The following is a 15,589-nucleotide window of genomic DNA, read 5'->3' as shown; positions in this document are numbered from 1 at the left end:
GAAATGAGAGATAAAAAGACAGTGGAGGAAGAGATCACGAGAGTAAAACTCAGGCTCACTTCCTACTATGAACGTGAGAGAGAAATGCTTGAGGGGGGTACTCAGGCATACGCGATAGGTTCAAGAAGTCTTCAGCGTTATCAGACATCACTGAAAGCTATTCAGGATGAAATCGAAAAGCTTGAGAAGAAACTACAGGAACTCGAGAACGAACTGAACGGCAAGAGTGCGAGAAGAGCGGTCGCAGTCGTACCCCGTGACTGGTGATGGAAATCTGAAACTATGGAACTCTGAAACTCTGGACTATACAAGCGCGGGTTACAGCCGTTCAGCGGCGCATCCACACGAGTGGACATAATTAATGCTTAGGAGGTGAGAAAATGAAAGGATACGGAGAAGCAGGCGCAAGCTGGCACAAGAAAGCAGTCAAAGGCTTCAATGCCATGTCGGGCTCTCCCCGTGAAGACATAGACTTCAATAACTATACCATGCGTCAGCGTGCAAGAATGCTCTACATGGCCGCACCGATGGCAACATCAGCGATCAAAACGAACCGCACGAACATTGTCGGCATGGGCCTACAGCTTAAGTGTCGTATCGACAGGGATGTTGTAGGACTGTCACAGGAAAGCGCCGAACGATGGCAGAAGAAGGCTGAGCGGGAGTTCTGTCTGTGGGCGACGAACCGCAGAGCATGCGATGCTACCGGTATCAATAACTTCTACGGATTGCAGCAGCTTGCACTTGTTTCATGGCTTATGAGCGGCGACTGTGTCGGTCTCCTTAAGCATTATGATACAAGCAGGTTTTTTCCGTACTCACTGCGAGTACACGTCATAGAAGCGGACAGAATAGCCACACCGATGACGAACGGCGGAAACATCGTTCTGACAACGGGAAAGAATCCGGATAACGGAAACAGTATATTCGACGGTGTGGAGATCGACAGGAACGGTGCAATAGTAGCCTACCACATACGAAGCAATCACCCGTTTGAACTGCAAACCGAACCGGAAACGTGGTCGAGAGTGCTTGCATGGCAGGAGAATACCGGACTTCCGAACGTGGTTCACGTGATGGAAACCGAACGACCGGACCAGTACAGGGGTGTCTCGTACCTTGCACAGGTCATTGAGCCTCTGCTTCAGCTCAGGCGTTACACTGAATCAGAACTCATGGCTGCGGTCGTCGAAAGTTTCTTCACGGCCTTCATAAAGACGCAGGCATCAACGGATGAAATGCCGTTCAACGAAACGGGATCTCCGCCGGCAGAGCCGAGAGACATCAATGATTACAACATGGGTCCGGGACAGATCAACATACTGAATCCGGGTGAGGATGTCACCTTTGCAGAACCACAGAGACCGGCGGGCGGCTTTGACAAGTTTGTCAAGTCAATATCTGAACAGGTCGGAGCGGCTCTTGAAATTCCGGCGGATCTTCTTATGAAGTCCTTCAACGCTTCCTATTCAGCTTCACGTGCAGCTCTGCTCGAAGCGTGGAAAGCGTTCAAAATGCGCCGTGAGTGGTTAGCGGCAAGTTTTTGCAGACCGATCTATGAAACATGGCTTTCTGAAGCGGTCGCAAGAGGACGCATCAACGCTCCGGGATTCTTTGCAGATCCTGCAATCAGAGCGGCATGGCTCGGTTCAGAGTGGCTCGGTCCGTCACAGGGACAGCTTGACCCTGTCAAGGAGATCACAGCCGAAATACTGGCATGCTCCGAAGGATTCAGCACACACGAACAGTCCACTGTCAAACTTAACGGCGGTCAGTGGGATAAGAACATCGAGCGGCTTTCCCGTGAAAACGAGAAACTCGGCGGTAATTCTCCTGACGCTCATCAGAGCCAGAAGGAAGCAACGAACCGCCTGAAAAATCTTATCATTGAATCAGCTCTTAAAGCTGAGAAAGGAGAAGGAAATGCAGAAGAATAGGAATATGCTTCTGAACGGATCTCCTGCGGTCGGCGGTACAGCGCAGAAATTCTGGAATATAGCGTCAGTTTCTGAAACAGAAGGCGAAATCACTCTATATGGTGATGTTCTCTCAAAGAAACCGTATGACTACTGGACTGGCGAAGCCGTTCCGGGTGACTATATCACACCGGAGGGATTCCGTGAAGACCTCGAAGCAGTCGCCGGCAAGGAAAAGATTACAGTCAAGATCAATTCATGCGGCGGCGACCTGTACACCGGAATTGCTATCCACAACGCCATCAAAGGGCTTTCAGCGGATGTCAGTGTCATTGTAGAGGGTATAGCAGCAAGTGCCGCCTCGGTCATTGCAATGGCCGGCAGGAACGTCTCTGTTTTCCCTGGTTCGATCATCATGATACATGGTGTGAAGGTGTGGAACTGGGACGGAATGACCCTGCAGGATGTCAAAAAGTTTGAACAGATGATGGATGCAAATGAAAAGGCGATAGCCGAGATCTATCACGCTAAAACAGGCATTGAAGTTGACAAGCTCAGAAACATGATGACAAAGGAAAAATGGATGACCGGCAAGGAAGCTGTCGAACTCGGCTTTGCAGATTCTGTTATCGAAGATGCAGAAGAGACTGAGATCACAATGTCAGCAAACAAGAAATTCCTCATGGTCAACGGAATCAGACACGATTCAGCATTTTTCCGCAACATGCCGGATTTTCCGGTAGCAAAAGACAGTGCAAAACCGGAACCAAAACCGGATGCAAATTCAAATTCTCACGAAGGGAGCAGAAAGATAATGACACTCGACGAATTAAGAGCAGAACAGCCTGAACTTGTTGAACAGATCGAAAACTCTGCAAGAAGTTCAGTTGACGTTGCCGCTGCAGTCACAGCAGAGCGCAAGAGAATCGAAGAGATTGATTCAATTGCCGCTTCTGTACCGGATCAGCAGATGGTAAACGAAGCTAAGTATGGCGAAAACGCATGCACAGCACAGGAACTCAGTTTCAGAGTTCTTAAGCAGTCAGCAAAAGAAGGTCAGAACTTCCTCGCAGACATGCAGAAAGATGCAGCGGCATCAGGTACAGCATCAGTCGGAGCTTCACCGAACGGCGGAGCAGAAAAGACAGAAGCTGAAAAAGACGAAGCAGAGTTCAAGAACATAGTTGACCTCTTCAACAGTCAGAAAGGAGAAATCAAGTAATGAGTACAAGAATTGATCAGACGATCGACACATCAACAGTACAGCCTGACAATCTGATTGCAGGTCTCGCTCCTTCACCGGAAGTGTACACTGTAACAATTGCCAGGGGTGCTGAAGAAGTAACCTACAAGCGCGGTACAGCACTTGCAAAGGGCGAAGACGGCAAGATGTACATTCTCGGTACAGCCGGAACAGCAGGAACATTCACAGCTACAGGCGACGGCTCAACAGTTAAGTTCAGCCTTATCGACGACGGTGTTATCCCTGCAGCAGTTACAGAGGTAAAGGTTGACGGAACAGCTCTCACAAGCGGCTTCAGCTACATCGCTGCAAACGGCGATCTTATCTTTGACGAAGCACCGGCAAACACAAAGAGCATCGCTGTCAAGACTGTTATCGGTACATTCACAGCGAACGCAGTACTTGCTGACGACGTAACAGTCGGCACATCTACAGACGGCAGAGCGGTTGCCTACAGAACAGGCCACTTCAACGAAAACGCTCTTATCGTCAAGGACAGCTATACTATCACAGCTGATGACAAGGAAGCTTTCAGAATTGCAGGCATCCTTCTTTCAGATGCGATCAAGTAAGAAAGGAGAGATCAGTATGGCATTAGACTTTTTTGCTACCAGAACCCTTTTAGCATCTGTTCAGCAGATCACACCTGCAAGAAGTTTTCTTCTCGACAGATATTTTCCTACAAACACAGCTTCTGACGTTTTCTCAACTCAGAATGTACTTGTAGAATACAAGAAGGGCACAAAGAAAGCCTCTCCGTTCGTAGCACCTCGTAAGAACGGCGTGGCAGTATTCCGTGACGGATACACAATGAAGGAATTCACACCTTCACACATCGCACCTAAGAGAACATTATCAATCGACGAACTCTCAAAGAGAGGATTCGGTGAAGCTCTCTACAGCAACTACACACCTGAACAGCGTCAGGGTGTCATGATCATGAACGATCTTAAGGAGCTTCAGGAAATGAACATCAGACGCAAAGAGGAAATGGCTGCACAGGTAATGTTCACAAATGCGTGCATCATGAAGGAGATAGTTGACGACCTCGGCAACTACGAGGAAAAGGAAGTACGCTTCTACGATGAAGTGACAAACCCTGCTATCTACACTGTAACAGGCGGCACACCATGGACAACAACAGAAGCATCCGGCAAGCAGATCATCAACGACCTTGCAAACATGATCAAGATGCTCACATCCAAGGGACTCCCTGCAACAGAATGTATCGTTGCTCCGAACGTAGCTGACGTGCTTCTCAACAACGAGTGGCTCATTAAGCTCATGGACAACAGAAGAATGGAAATGGGCGGTATCAACCCTGAAGTTCTTCCATCCGGCGCTTCAAAGATCATGCGCCTCAACGTAAAGGGCAGAATGCTTGACATTCTTACATACGACGAGCAGTATGAAGATATCGACGGCAATACAAAGTCATATATCCCTGCTGACTGGGTATGTGTAACAGCTCCTAATGCCGGCAGAACTATCTACGGTGCGATCACACAGCTTGAACAGGCTGACAGTCAGTTCCATACATATGCAGGCATTGATGTTCCGAAGTTCACTTCTGACGCTGTCTCAAACCTCCGTGAGATCATGCTGTCAACAGCACCTCTCTGTATGCCGAACAACGCCAACCCGTTCATCGTTTCCGATGTACTCTGATGGAGGACGGCATGAAGAACGTGAAAGTTATTGCCGGTGTAGTCGGTATCGAATGGACTGACGAAAACGGCGTAGTAAGAACAGGCACAAAGGAAGCTTCTGACGGAGTTTTCAGTGTAGACGACAAAACAGCTGAACGTCTGGTTGCAAAGGGTACAGTTGAGTATGTCGGCTATACTGCACCTGCTCCGGCAGAAGAACCTGCCGAAGCAGCTGACGAATCAGACGAAGAGGATCTTGCAGTTCTTCCGAACTCTGCGCTCAAGGCGATGATAGAAGAGCTCGGCGGTGACACACGTAACTGCCGCAACAAAACTCAGCTTATCGAACTTCTTGAAGAACTCAGAGCGGAAGCTGACGAAGAAGAGCCGCCGTGTGTATCAGCTGCTGATCCTGAATAAGGAGTGAAAGCAATGATAAAGATCATCAAAGGAACCTACGGTCTGAAAAAAGGCGACCACGTTGAAGCCATGACCCTGGGTTCAGAACCTTTCTCTCTTTCTCCCTCAAGAGAAGCCGAACTCGTTGAGCAGGGTGTTGCAGAGTATGTCGGAGAGCCGGCAGAAGAAGCGCCAAAGCCTCGTGAAAACGACGAAGCCGAAGAAAAGCAGGAAGAAGAACCTGCAGAAGAACCGGAAGAAGACGAGCCATCCACACGAGTGGACAAGCCCGGACAGAAACCGGAAGAGAGAAAGAAGAAGAAAAAATGACGTTCAAGGAACAGGTAGCCTCTGACATCGACAACGTTTTTCTGAATTTTGATGAATTTGGAGAATATCACGATATCGAAGGTAAGCAGGTGCTCATGATCATTGACAACGACAAGCTTGCAGAGCTTAAGATGTCACAGAAAGAGAAAAGCCAGATACTTGAACTTGTGGAAGCTGACATTCTCCTCTATGCGAGAACGCCAGAACTTCCGAAAAGCCTTGAGCCGGGCAACCTGATAAATTTTGACGGCAAAGTCATGATAATCAGGTATTCAAACGCGGCAATGGGCATCACAGAACTGGCGATTGCTCAGAACAAGATGTACTAAGGGAGTGAAAGGATGCTTACAGAAGTAATTCAGCAGACGGCTGACTGGATAGCAAAAAATATTTGTGGTAAGATCGAATTAAAAATTCCGGATGATTTCCGGAATGACAGCGGCTACAAAACAAAAGTTGTTCATCCGGCATCCTTCCCGCTGTACGTTCCGGGCAAGGATCGCCTTCCGCCAGGCATTCCTGCACCTGTGCCGTCTGTATGCGTACAGATGGTGAGCGGGACGGATATGCTCATAGACAAGATCAGAACGCTTGATATGCGGATAGTGCTTGCATGCTGGAATCCGGGAGTTCACGGAAATGAACTCTACAGACCAAAAGGCAACATCGACGCGCTCGGCGGTCATTCGTACTTTGTTGATCCTGACTCAGCAGCCTTTGAAAAGGGGACTGACGGATGGAAAGACAACATGGTGTTTCAGGATCTTGTTCTGAACACGCTTGAAAAGGCGGAATGCATCGCAGGTCACAGGATCATCAAGGAGAGCGGCATTAAGTTCGGGCTGTTCACTGAAGATGGTGACATATGCGATTATTATCCTTACTGGCACAGCTGGATCTCGTTTCAGCTTGAAGTAGGACTTACACCAAAAGCACCGGACTATAATCAATTCTTATAACGGGAGGAATAAAAATGAGCTATAAACACGGCACTTATGCCGAGATAACAGGCAACAGAGTTTCATCTACAGCAGAAAGCTCCACCGTTGCCGGTTATATCGGTACAGCACCTGTCAACCTCATCAGAGGTTTTGCGACTGCCGGTGTTATCAACACACCGGTCAAGATCTCAAGCGGTGCGGAATTCAGCAGTGTATTCGGCAAGTCAGAAGACTGGGCAAAGTTCACACTCTGTGAAGTAGCAGCTCAGAACTTTGAAGTTCAGAACGTTGCGCCTGCATACTTCGTGAATGTACTTGACCCGTCTGCACACAAGAAGTCATCTGCAACATCTGCAAGCCTTGTAGTCGCAAACGGCAAGGCAACTATCGTTTCCGACACCATCATCATCGACACATTCGCTATCGCTGATATGGTCGAAGACACAGACTACACACTTGAGTATAACTTTGATACTCACACTCTCACAGTAACGTTCCTTGACACAGTTACTTCACCGGTAAGTGCAAACTACTACGAAGTAGACCTCACAAACGTAACGGACAGTGTTATCGTCGGTTCAGCTTCAGACGGTGTGTACACAGGTCTCAAGGCATTCGACCTTTTATACCAGAAGTACAACGCAGTTCTCACAGTCCTTGCAGCTCCTGGATGGTCAGAACATCCGGCAGTATACTCTGCGATGATAGCAACTGTGACAAAGCTCAACGGCCACTGGGACGGTTTCGTAAACGCTGATATTCCTGTAGCGTCAACTACAACAATATCAGCTGCACTCGCATGGAAGGATACAAACGGATATAACTCCGAACGTTCAAAGGTTTACTGGCCGCAGGCTGCAGACGGTTCGGGCAGAGTGTTCCACCTCTCCACAATCGCAACAGCTATGATGCTCAGACAGGACAACGAGAACGACGGCATCCCGTTCGAAACGATCTCGAACAAACCTGTAACATCAGCAAAGCAGTACTTTGGAGCGGGAGCAACAAATCAGGGCTTCGATCAGGTAACAGCAAATACTCTCAACGAAAAGGGTATCACTACTATCTGCTTCTGGGGCGGCAACTGGGTAATGTGGGGACCGCATACAGCGGCTTACACTTACAGCGGTACAATGGATGCACGTGCTATATTCGATGTAAACATCAGAATGCTCGAATACATCACAAACAGCTTCCAGCTTGACCACGGCACAGATATTGACGAGCCTATGACAATAGCCCTCAAGGATACCATCCTTGCAGCTGAAAACGCAAAACTTGACGCTCTCGTAGGTATCGGCGCTCTTATCGGAGATCCTGTTGTAGAATTCCTCCCTGAGGAAAATACAGATGCTGATATCATCAACGGTGATTTCACGTGGAATATCTCTGCAACAAATACACCGCCTCTCAAGTCTGCTACAGTCCGCGCTGCTTATACAGATGACGGATTCCAGACATATTACGGCGAATAAGGAGGTAAGAAGCTATGGGAAAATGGTTAGACGTTAAAGGTCCGATCCTCGCAGATACAGTCTACGCTGACAACAGACTTGTTGCAAGAGACGTTGAATTCACACTTCCTGGTCTCAACTTTCAGACAGCAACTATCAGCGCCATGGGAAACATGGATGTAGCTCTTATCGGACTTCTCGAAAACATGGAACTCACAATTAACAAAGTCGGAACAGATGAAGGTTTCTCAAACCTCATCGGGCTTGGCAGAAGAGTTTTTGAATTCAGATGGGCTCAGACAAGCATTTCCAAGAACGGTGACTCAAAGACAGAAGGTGTCAAGGCATTCGTCAAGACACTTCCGCTCTCCATCCCTGACATTGCTGTCAAGCCGGGTGATGCAGTCACTACTGAACACAAGTACACAGTAACACGTCTTGAACTTTACGTAGACGGCAGTGAAAAGCTTGTCGTTGACCGTCTCAACTCAGTTCTCCGTGTAAACAGAATTAATTACGCTAAGGATTTCGAAAAATACCTCTAAGATTTTTTGACATACTGCGAAAGCCGTCGGGCACTCGGCTCGGCGGCTTTTGTTAAACACAGAAACAGAAAGGACTAACCATATGGGTAAGATCACACTCAAAAATCCTGTTCTGATCAACGGTAAACAGGTGACAGAATTAAATTACGACACAAATGAGATAACAGGCGTTCTTTTCGCTGAAGCGGAAGCAAGAAAATCAAGTGGAAAGACAATGAGCATCGTTCCGGCATCGGAATTCGACACATCTCTTCACATCTATTTAGGATATGCGGCAGTTATAGCCGCTGATCCGTCGGTAGACTGGTCAGATCTTGAAAGAGTCAAGGGCCCTGACATAATTCAGTTCATGAGGATCGGAAGAAATTTTATGCTCGGAGTCTCGGAAAAGGATTCACCGGCAGAAAGCTCCGAAGAGCCTACAGAGACTTCAGCAGAGTATATCACACCAGCATATCAGATCTCGAACGAAAGCGACTCACAGATTTTATCATAGAGTACGCCGAAGCTGCAGAAGATCTGGCAGAGGAAAACAAGCGGGCGGCTGAACGTGCAAAGATGACACGAGGCCGTTAATAAAAGGCAGGTGAAACAGAATGGCACGCGGAAGAGAAATAGAAACCACGATATCGGTCGGCGGTGTGCTTGATCCGAGCCTTATGAATGCGATCAATCAGGCGGTGCGAAGCTTCAATCAGATGAGTGCTGAAACACTTGAGGTGGCAACAGCTTCTCAGAGACTTGCACTTCAGATGAGAAACGAAGAGTCTGAACTGAACAAGCTCAGACAGCAGTACAGTGACTACGTTCTTGAAGGGCGCGAGGGAACTGAGGAAGCGAGAGCAACAGCCTACGCTATACAGCAGTTGAGTACAGACCTTAACGAAAACCGAGACAGATTGCAGGCGGCATGTCAGGCGGCTGACCGGCTTTCAGAAGAATACGGTGAAGCGGGACGAAGTGCAGGACAGGCGGAAAACGCATCCGACGAACTGAGCGGCAGTCTCAACGAAGCGAACGAGGCAGCGGCACAGGCTAACGAAGGATTCACAGTTTTCAAGGCAACTCTTGCAAATCTTGCTTCACAGGCGATAACAGCGGCAGCATCGGCTATTAAAAGTTTCGTCAAAGACACGATACAACTCGGAGCGGAATTTGATGCAACGATGTCAGAAGTGCAGGCTCTCAGTGGAGCGACAGGAGAACAGTTTGAACTCCTTGAACAGACCGCAAGAGAATACGGCGCCACTACGGTTTTCAGCGCCAAAGAGAGTGCAGAAGCGCTTAAGTACATGGCACTTGCCGGCTGGGATACCACGCAGAGTACAAGCGCCCTCGGCGGTGTTCTTGACCTCGCAGCGGCTTCCGGCATGGGACTGGGCGAAGCATCCGACATGGTAACTGACTATCTGTCAGCATTCGCAATGGAAGCGGATAAAGCGGGATATTTCGCTGACCTTCTTGCAAAAGCACAGGCTTCAAGTAATACATCCGCTGCACAGCTCGGTGAAGCATACAGAAACTGTGCGGCAAACCTCAATGCAGCCGGACAGGATATTGAAACAGTAACCTCGCTCCTCGAAGGCATGGCAAATCAGGGCTACAAGGGATCAGAAGCCGGTACAGCACTTTCAGCAATGATGCGAGACATCACCAAGAAGATGGACGATGGCAAGATCAAGATTGGTGAAACCTCAATAGCTGTTATGGATGCAGAAGGCAACTACAGAGACCTTACCGCTATACTCAAGGATGTTTCCGGAGCAGTTGACGGTATGGGCTCGGCAGAAAGAGCGGCGGCACTCAGTACGACGTTCACAGCGGACTCCACAAAAGGACTGAACCTCCTTCTCAATGAAGGTATAGACAACATAGCAGGCTATGAAACAGCCCTCAGAATGGCGTCTGTGACAGTCGAGGGACTTGATGAAGAACTGCAGAAGAGTGGCATATCGCTTGACGACATCAGAAATGAATTCGAAAAAGCCGGTGTAAGTGCTGACACATTCAACGAGATTCTGAACACATCGGAAGGTTCGTCAGACCTGTTCTCAGAAGCACTTGACGAAGCATGCGACGCAGGATTCCGGGCAAGTGAGGTATTCGACAGTCTCGGAATCTCACAGGATGAACTTGCAGAAGCATTCAAAAACGCACAGGGCAGTGCATCAGCCATGGCAGAAACCATGAACGACAACCTTGCAGGCGACCTTAAGAACCTTAACAGTGCATTTGAAGAACTGAAACTAAAGGTTTCGGATCAGCTTGAACCTGTTCTCAGAGCAGGAGTGCAGTTCGTGACGAACAAAGTTATTCCGGCAGTAACGAACATAAAAGAATATCTGCCGGAAATAGGAATAGCCGTAACCGCACTCAGCGGCGTTATAGCAGCTTTCAGATGGACAGCCATACTCGGACACATCAACAAAGTCAAAGGCGCACTGGTGGGTATCAAGGCAGCTATAGCAGCTGTATCAGCTCCGGCTCTTGCGGTCATTGGAGTGCTGACAACGCTTGCGTTCGCTTTCCGGCATCTATGGAACACAAACAACGAGTTCCGGGAAAACATTCTGAATACATGGAACTCGATCAGGTCGAAGTTCGATAAATTCGGTCAGAACATAACCGAACGGCTGAACAAGCTCGGATTCAGTTTTGAAGATATCGGCGATGTGATACGGACCGCATGGCAGAGTCTGTGCGACTTCCTCGTTCCGGTATTTGAAGAAGCATTCAAACTTATCGATTCAACTGTAGGAGCGGCTCTTGACGGTATCCTCGGACTCGTAGACACGTTCACAGCGATTTTCGAAGGTGACTGGAGCAGTGCCTGGGAAAAAATCAAGGGTGTATTCGGCGGAGCTGTAGACTGGCTTACCGATACGACAAACGCATTCCTCGGATGGTTCGGATCAAGCTGGGACGACATCTGGAACGCGGTACCTGAACCAGTCAGAAATGCAATAGACACAGCATCCGGATTCATATCCGAAAAGTTTACTGACGCAAAGGACTTCGTTCTTAACGAAGCAGTTCCGGCGATACGTGACAAGTGGGATGAGATCTCGCCAAAGGTGCAGGCGGCAGCTGAAACTGCCTCTGGTTTCCTTAAGGATAAGTTCAATACCGCAAAGACATTCATAGCTGATGAAGCAGTGCCGGCAATAACGGGCGCATGGGACAGGATGAAGGAAAAAGCTTCAGAAATAGCCGACTTCATCGCTCCTTACGTCACAGTAGCATTTGACGACATCAAGACATTTGTCACAGACACAGTTATTCCTGTTCTGACTGAATCATTCGGAAAGATAAAGGAAAGTATCGGTCCGGTCATCGGCTGGATAAAGAGCGATTTCCTCCCTCAGGCGAAAGAAGTATTCGGAACGATCACAGAAGCAGTCAGAAATGCTGTTGAACTTATAAAAGCAGTCTTTGAAGCACTCAAGCCGACGATCACCGCTGTATTCGGCGGCATAGTAGCTGTCGCAGTAGGTGCATGGACTGTTATCAAGGCGGCATTTGAACCGGTGGTTCACGTCATCGGAGCGGCATTCCGTTCTGCATGGGACATAGTAAAAGCCGTGTGGAGCGTTGCAGGCTCATTCTTTAAAACTATATTCGGCAACATCTCAGAAGTATTCTCCGGCATCAGAGCACTCCTTGAGGGTGATTTTGCGGGTGCGTGGGAAGCTGTAAAGAATATCTTTGCGAATAATGAAGAGTTCTGGAAAACAGTTCTTGAAGGCGTGATGAATGTATTCGTTGCAATCGGAAACTTTGTTATATCAGTATTCAAGGGAATGTGGGAGTTCCTCACAAACCTCTTTGAACCAATATCTACATGGCTGACCGACAAGGTACTTATGCCGATAGCCAACGCATTCACAGTGATATGGACTAAGATATCCACTAAGGTGACGACTGTATGGACAAAGATCACAAAGACCATCAGAACAGCAATTGCAACGGTCAAAGCAGTAATAACCTACGGATTCGAAAAGATAAGAACATTCATATCAGATACATGGAATGCAATCCACGACAAGATCAGTGACAGGATAAACGCAGTGAAGAGCACGGTCGAGAATGTTATCTCGAAAGTACGTGACATCATGGCGAACATCTGGAACGCGATCAGTTCAAAGGTTTCGGACGTATGGAATACGATCCATAATAAGATCAGTGACAGGATAAACGCAGTGAAGAGCACGGTCGAGAATGTTATCTCGAAAGTACGTGACATCATGGCGAATATCTGGAACGCGATCAGCTCAAAGGTTTCAGAAGTATGGAACGGTATTCATGACAAGATCAGCGAAAAGATCACAGCTGCAAAGGATAAAGTTTCAACTATATTCGGCAGCATCAAGGATACAATCCGCGACAGACTTCAGGAAGCAAAGAACACCGTAACCGATACATTCGGTAACATCTACGACAAGATCAGTGAAAAAATCACAGCGGCAAAAGACAAGGTTCAGGAAGTCATCGACAAGATCAAGGAAAAGCTCAATTTCCAGTGGTCACTCCCGCACCTTAACTTACCGCATATCAGCGTGCAGGGCGGTGAAGCTCCTTTCGGCATAGGTGGTAAAGGTTCGCTTCCGAAGTTTAACATCGAATGGTACGCAAAGGGCGGTATCATGACCGGGCCTACACTGTTCGGCATGAACGGAAACACACTGCTCGCCGGTGGTGAAGCAGGTGCAGAAGCCATCCTTCCGCTTGACGCGCTCTGGTCAAAACTTGATCAGATACTCAGAAGCATGAGCAGCGAAGTGACGAACAACATTACGCTTCTTGCTCCGGCATATGAGTACATCCACTCAAGTGGACAGAATTCACTCACAAGTCAGGCAGGTCGTCTGATCGGAATGAGCGGTTTCTCACTCGGAGAAATGGCATCCGGCGGCGGAACAACTATCATCTATGATTTCAGTAACTTCACATGGTCGCCGTCAGTAGCTGTCGAAGGCGGCGGAGCGGACAGTGACAAGTTCATGGATCAGCTCAGAGCACACGAATATGAATTCTTTGACTGGCTCGAAGAGTTCGTGAGAATAAGGGAGGAGTCAGCTTATGCATAGAGTAACGGGATATAAAGCCTACTATACAAGAGAAGGTGACACCTTCGACACCCTCGCACTCAACGAGTACAACAATGAAAAGCTTGCACACGTTATCATGCAGTTCAATCCTGATTACTGCGATGTACTGGTATTTGACGCCCATGTAAAGCTGAGAATACCAGTCATCGAAAGCACCGACAAGCCGGGCACGCTCCCGCCATGGAGGCAGACAGATGGATAAAATAGAACTTTACTACAACGGAATAGATATTTACGACAAGGTCTCCCTGAATTTCTGTGTCCACGAAATGAACGCAGAACACTATGCGGACAGCCTGACACTCCGGTTCAACGACAGTGCAGGTGTATGGTCAAAGTACGGATCAGAAGCAAACGACATTATCAGACTGAAATACGGTGACGCAGACAGCGGCGCCATGTACCTCCATTCAATGTCGGCTCAGAACGGGCTCTTCACCATAAGAGCCCTGTCTATGCCGGCAGAGAAAAAAGAGAAGAAGTCGCGAAACTGGAAAGGCATGAAGCTTACAAGTATCGTTGCACAGCTTGCAGAAGAGCACGGACTGAAGTATGCGCTCTACGGAGTAGAAGAACAGGTTTACCGTAACCTGACGCAGACTGACGAAACCGATTTTGAATTTCTTGAGCGGCTCTGCTCATACGAAAGCTGCTGTTTTCTGATTCACAATAAAAAACTGGTGGTCTACTCTGAACCATACATGGAAGCAAGAGAAGCATCCACGCTTGAAGTGGGTCAGAACGGTCAGTTTGATTACGGCATGATAAAGAAGAAATACACATCGTGCAAGGTGATAAGTGGGTCGTACACAGGAACATTCAGCATCGGCGATACAGGCGAACTGCTTGTCAGACGTGATGTACAGGCTTCCTCGGAGGGTGAGGCAATACGATATGCTAAAGGACTCCTCAGGAAAGAGAACAAGAAAACCGTATTCGGCAGAATAATAAAATCCCTGCAGACGCAGTATTCAGCTGCAAGCGTTGTCAAGCTTCATACTGACAGGGCGAGTCTGTGGGATAAGAAAATGTTTATAACATGCATAAGAAATGACTACATAAAAAACAGGTCAGACATATATTTTCGTGGCATACCGGAGGGATACTGATGGTTTACAAAGGCTTGATCGCGTCAGTATCAGGGCGCACAGCACGAATAATACCGGACGGGGAAACAGAATACACGGTTGACGGTATCGTTATACCGGACAATCTGAGTGGCCATCTCACAAAGAATGACAGTGTTGTGTATGTGTATTTTCCTGACGGTAAAGGTCTGATACTCGGAAGAACGGACGGTGAGACATATGGCTCTGATGGCTAAGTGGAACAGAAAGACGTGGGAAGTTAATTCTTCGAACGTTCTTGCAATACAGGATCTCACTTTCAGCTATTCTCAGACAGCTGACAATAACAATTCGACCGAAGAAAAGAAACAGACGAACGTCAGAGGTAAGGAGCTTTTTCCACTCAATTTCACAACAGTTCTTCATAAAGGGCTTGATGTGAATTTCGATATCCGTAAGGAAATAGAAGACTGGGAGTCGCTCGTTTCTAAAGTTGACTACTTCTTTCTCGGAAGTGTCCGCCTCGGTCCTGCTGTTCAGCTCCGTAAGGTATCAGTTTCGGATGTAAAACTGAGTAACAGCGGCGAAATGCTCTACGCAAAGCTCAGTTTTGAATTCAAGGAGTATGATCAGGAATCATCAAGTGTCAAAGCAGATGTTCCGGCTCTTGAAGTGTCAGCGAGTGAAGAAGCAAAGGCACTCAGAAAAGAACAGAACGATCAGCTTGCAAACGCCGAAGTTCAGGGAATAAGAATAGGCGACAGAGTAAAGATCATATCAACGGACTATCTGATAGGAGCAAACAACCTCTCCGAAGAGGATCTTGAGAAAAGTCACATTGTCAGCAACATCGTAGCCGACAGGCTACTTCTCGGATTCTATGACGGAGGAATAGGACGCTGGATCTTTGCCGAGGGCGTTACGCTTGTGTGAGGTG

17 protein-coding genes are annotated in these 15,589 nt (G+C 47.9%); all 17 read left to right on the top strand.

The window, feature by feature from the left end:
- The first annotated feature begins 3 nt into the window (after positions 1-3).
- Complete coding sequence (locus CC97_RS00880) at positions 4-267, top strand: hypothetical protein (protein ID WP_044973253.1); 264 nt, start codon at positions 4-6, stop codon at positions 265-267.
- 113 nt (positions 268-380) lie between these two features.
- A complete protein-coding gene (locus CC97_RS00875; protein WP_081849921.1) occupies positions 381-1,937 on the top strand; it encodes a phage portal protein in 1,557 nt (518 codons plus the stop codon).
- The gene (locus CC97_RS00870) at positions 1,924-3,138 is read left to right on the top strand and encodes a head maturation protease, ClpP-related (protein ID WP_044973251.1); all 1,215 of its coding nucleotides are present in this window, start codon (positions 1,924-1,926) and stop codon (positions 3,136-3,138) included. Before CC97_RS00875 ends, CC97_RS00870 begins: the two co-directional genes overlap by 14 nt.
- Entirely contained in the window at positions 3,138-3,731 is a 594-nt protein-coding gene (locus CC97_RS00865; protein ID WP_044973249.1) for a hypothetical protein, read from the top strand. The genes CC97_RS00870 and CC97_RS00865 overlap by 1 nt, the downstream gene beginning before the upstream one ends.
- A 16-nt stretch (positions 3,732-3,747) precedes the next feature.
- Positions 3,748-4,827, top strand: a complete 1,080-nt coding sequence (locus CC97_RS00860) for a major capsid protein (RefSeq protein ID WP_044973247.1) — start codon at positions 3,748-3,750, stop codon at positions 4,825-4,827.
- Between the two features lie 11 nt (positions 4,828-4,838).
- A complete protein-coding gene (locus CC97_RS00855) occupies positions 4,839-5,228 on the top strand; it encodes a hypothetical protein (RefSeq protein WP_156036727.1) in 390 nt (129 codons plus the stop codon).
- Between the two features lie 12 nt (positions 5,229-5,240).
- Positions 5,241-5,537, top strand: coding sequence for a hypothetical protein (locus CC97_RS18385; protein WP_049962592.1), 297 nt, complete (start codon positions 5,241-5,243; stop codon positions 5,535-5,537).
- Positions 5,534-5,866 carry a hypothetical protein gene (locus CC97_RS00845; RefSeq protein WP_044973244.1) on the top strand — a complete coding sequence of 111 codons (333 nt, stop codon included), beginning with the start codon at positions 5,534-5,536 and terminating at the stop codon, positions 5,864-5,866. The genes CC97_RS18385 and CC97_RS00845 overlap by 4 nt, the downstream gene beginning before the upstream one ends.
- Before the next feature lie 12 nt (positions 5,867-5,878).
- Entirely contained in the window at positions 5,879-6,496 is a 618-nt protein-coding gene (locus CC97_RS00840; protein WP_044973243.1) for a hypothetical protein, read from the top strand.
- 14 nt (positions 6,497-6,510) lie between these two features.
- Entirely contained in the window at positions 6,511-7,953 is a 1,443-nt protein-coding gene (locus CC97_RS00835; RefSeq protein ID WP_044973240.1) for a phage tail sheath family protein, read from the top strand.
- 14 nt (positions 7,954-7,967) lie between these two features.
- Positions 7,968-8,477 (top strand): phage major tail tube protein, encoded by a 510-nt coding sequence (locus tag CC97_RS00830; RefSeq protein ID WP_044973238.1) that lies wholly within the window; start codon positions 7,968-7,970, stop codon positions 8,475-8,477.
- Between the two features lie 82 nt (positions 8,478-8,559).
- Positions 8,560-8,973 (top strand): hypothetical protein, encoded by a 414-nt coding sequence (locus CC97_RS00825; RefSeq protein ID WP_044973237.1) that lies wholly within the window; start codon positions 8,560-8,562, stop codon positions 8,971-8,973.
- Between the two features lie 100 nt (positions 8,974-9,073).
- Positions 9,074-13,564 (top strand): phage tail tape measure protein, encoded by a 4,491-nt coding sequence (locus tag CC97_RS18380; RefSeq protein ID WP_049962591.1) that lies wholly within the window; start codon positions 9,074-9,076, stop codon positions 13,562-13,564.
- Entirely contained in the window at positions 13,557-13,787 is a 231-nt protein-coding gene (locus CC97_RS00815; RefSeq protein WP_044973235.1) for a hypothetical protein, read from the top strand. Before CC97_RS18380 ends, CC97_RS00815 begins: the two co-directional genes overlap by 8 nt.
- Positions 13,780-14,694, top strand: a complete 915-nt coding sequence (locus CC97_RS00810; RefSeq protein ID WP_049962590.1) for a phage late control D family protein — start codon at positions 13,780-13,782, stop codon at positions 14,692-14,694. Before CC97_RS00815 ends, CC97_RS00810 begins: the two co-directional genes overlap by 8 nt.
- Positions 14,694-14,909, top strand: a complete 216-nt coding sequence (locus CC97_RS00805) for a hypothetical protein (protein ID WP_049962589.1) — start codon at positions 14,694-14,696, stop codon at positions 14,907-14,909. The genes CC97_RS00810 and CC97_RS00805 overlap by 1 nt, the downstream gene beginning before the upstream one ends.
- Positions 14,893-15,585, top strand: a complete 693-nt coding sequence (locus CC97_RS00800; RefSeq protein ID WP_156036726.1) for a hypothetical protein — start codon at positions 14,893-14,895, stop codon at positions 15,583-15,585. The genes CC97_RS00805 and CC97_RS00800 overlap by 17 nt, the downstream gene beginning before the upstream one ends.
- Positions 15,586-15,589 lie beyond the last annotated feature (4 nt).

This window comes from Ruminococcus sp. HUN007, from assembly GCF_000712055.1.
Classification (GTDB): domain Bacteria; phylum Bacillota; class Clostridia; order Oscillospirales; family Ruminococcaceae; genus HUN007.
This window is presented reverse-complemented; position numbering and strand designations above follow the sequence as displayed.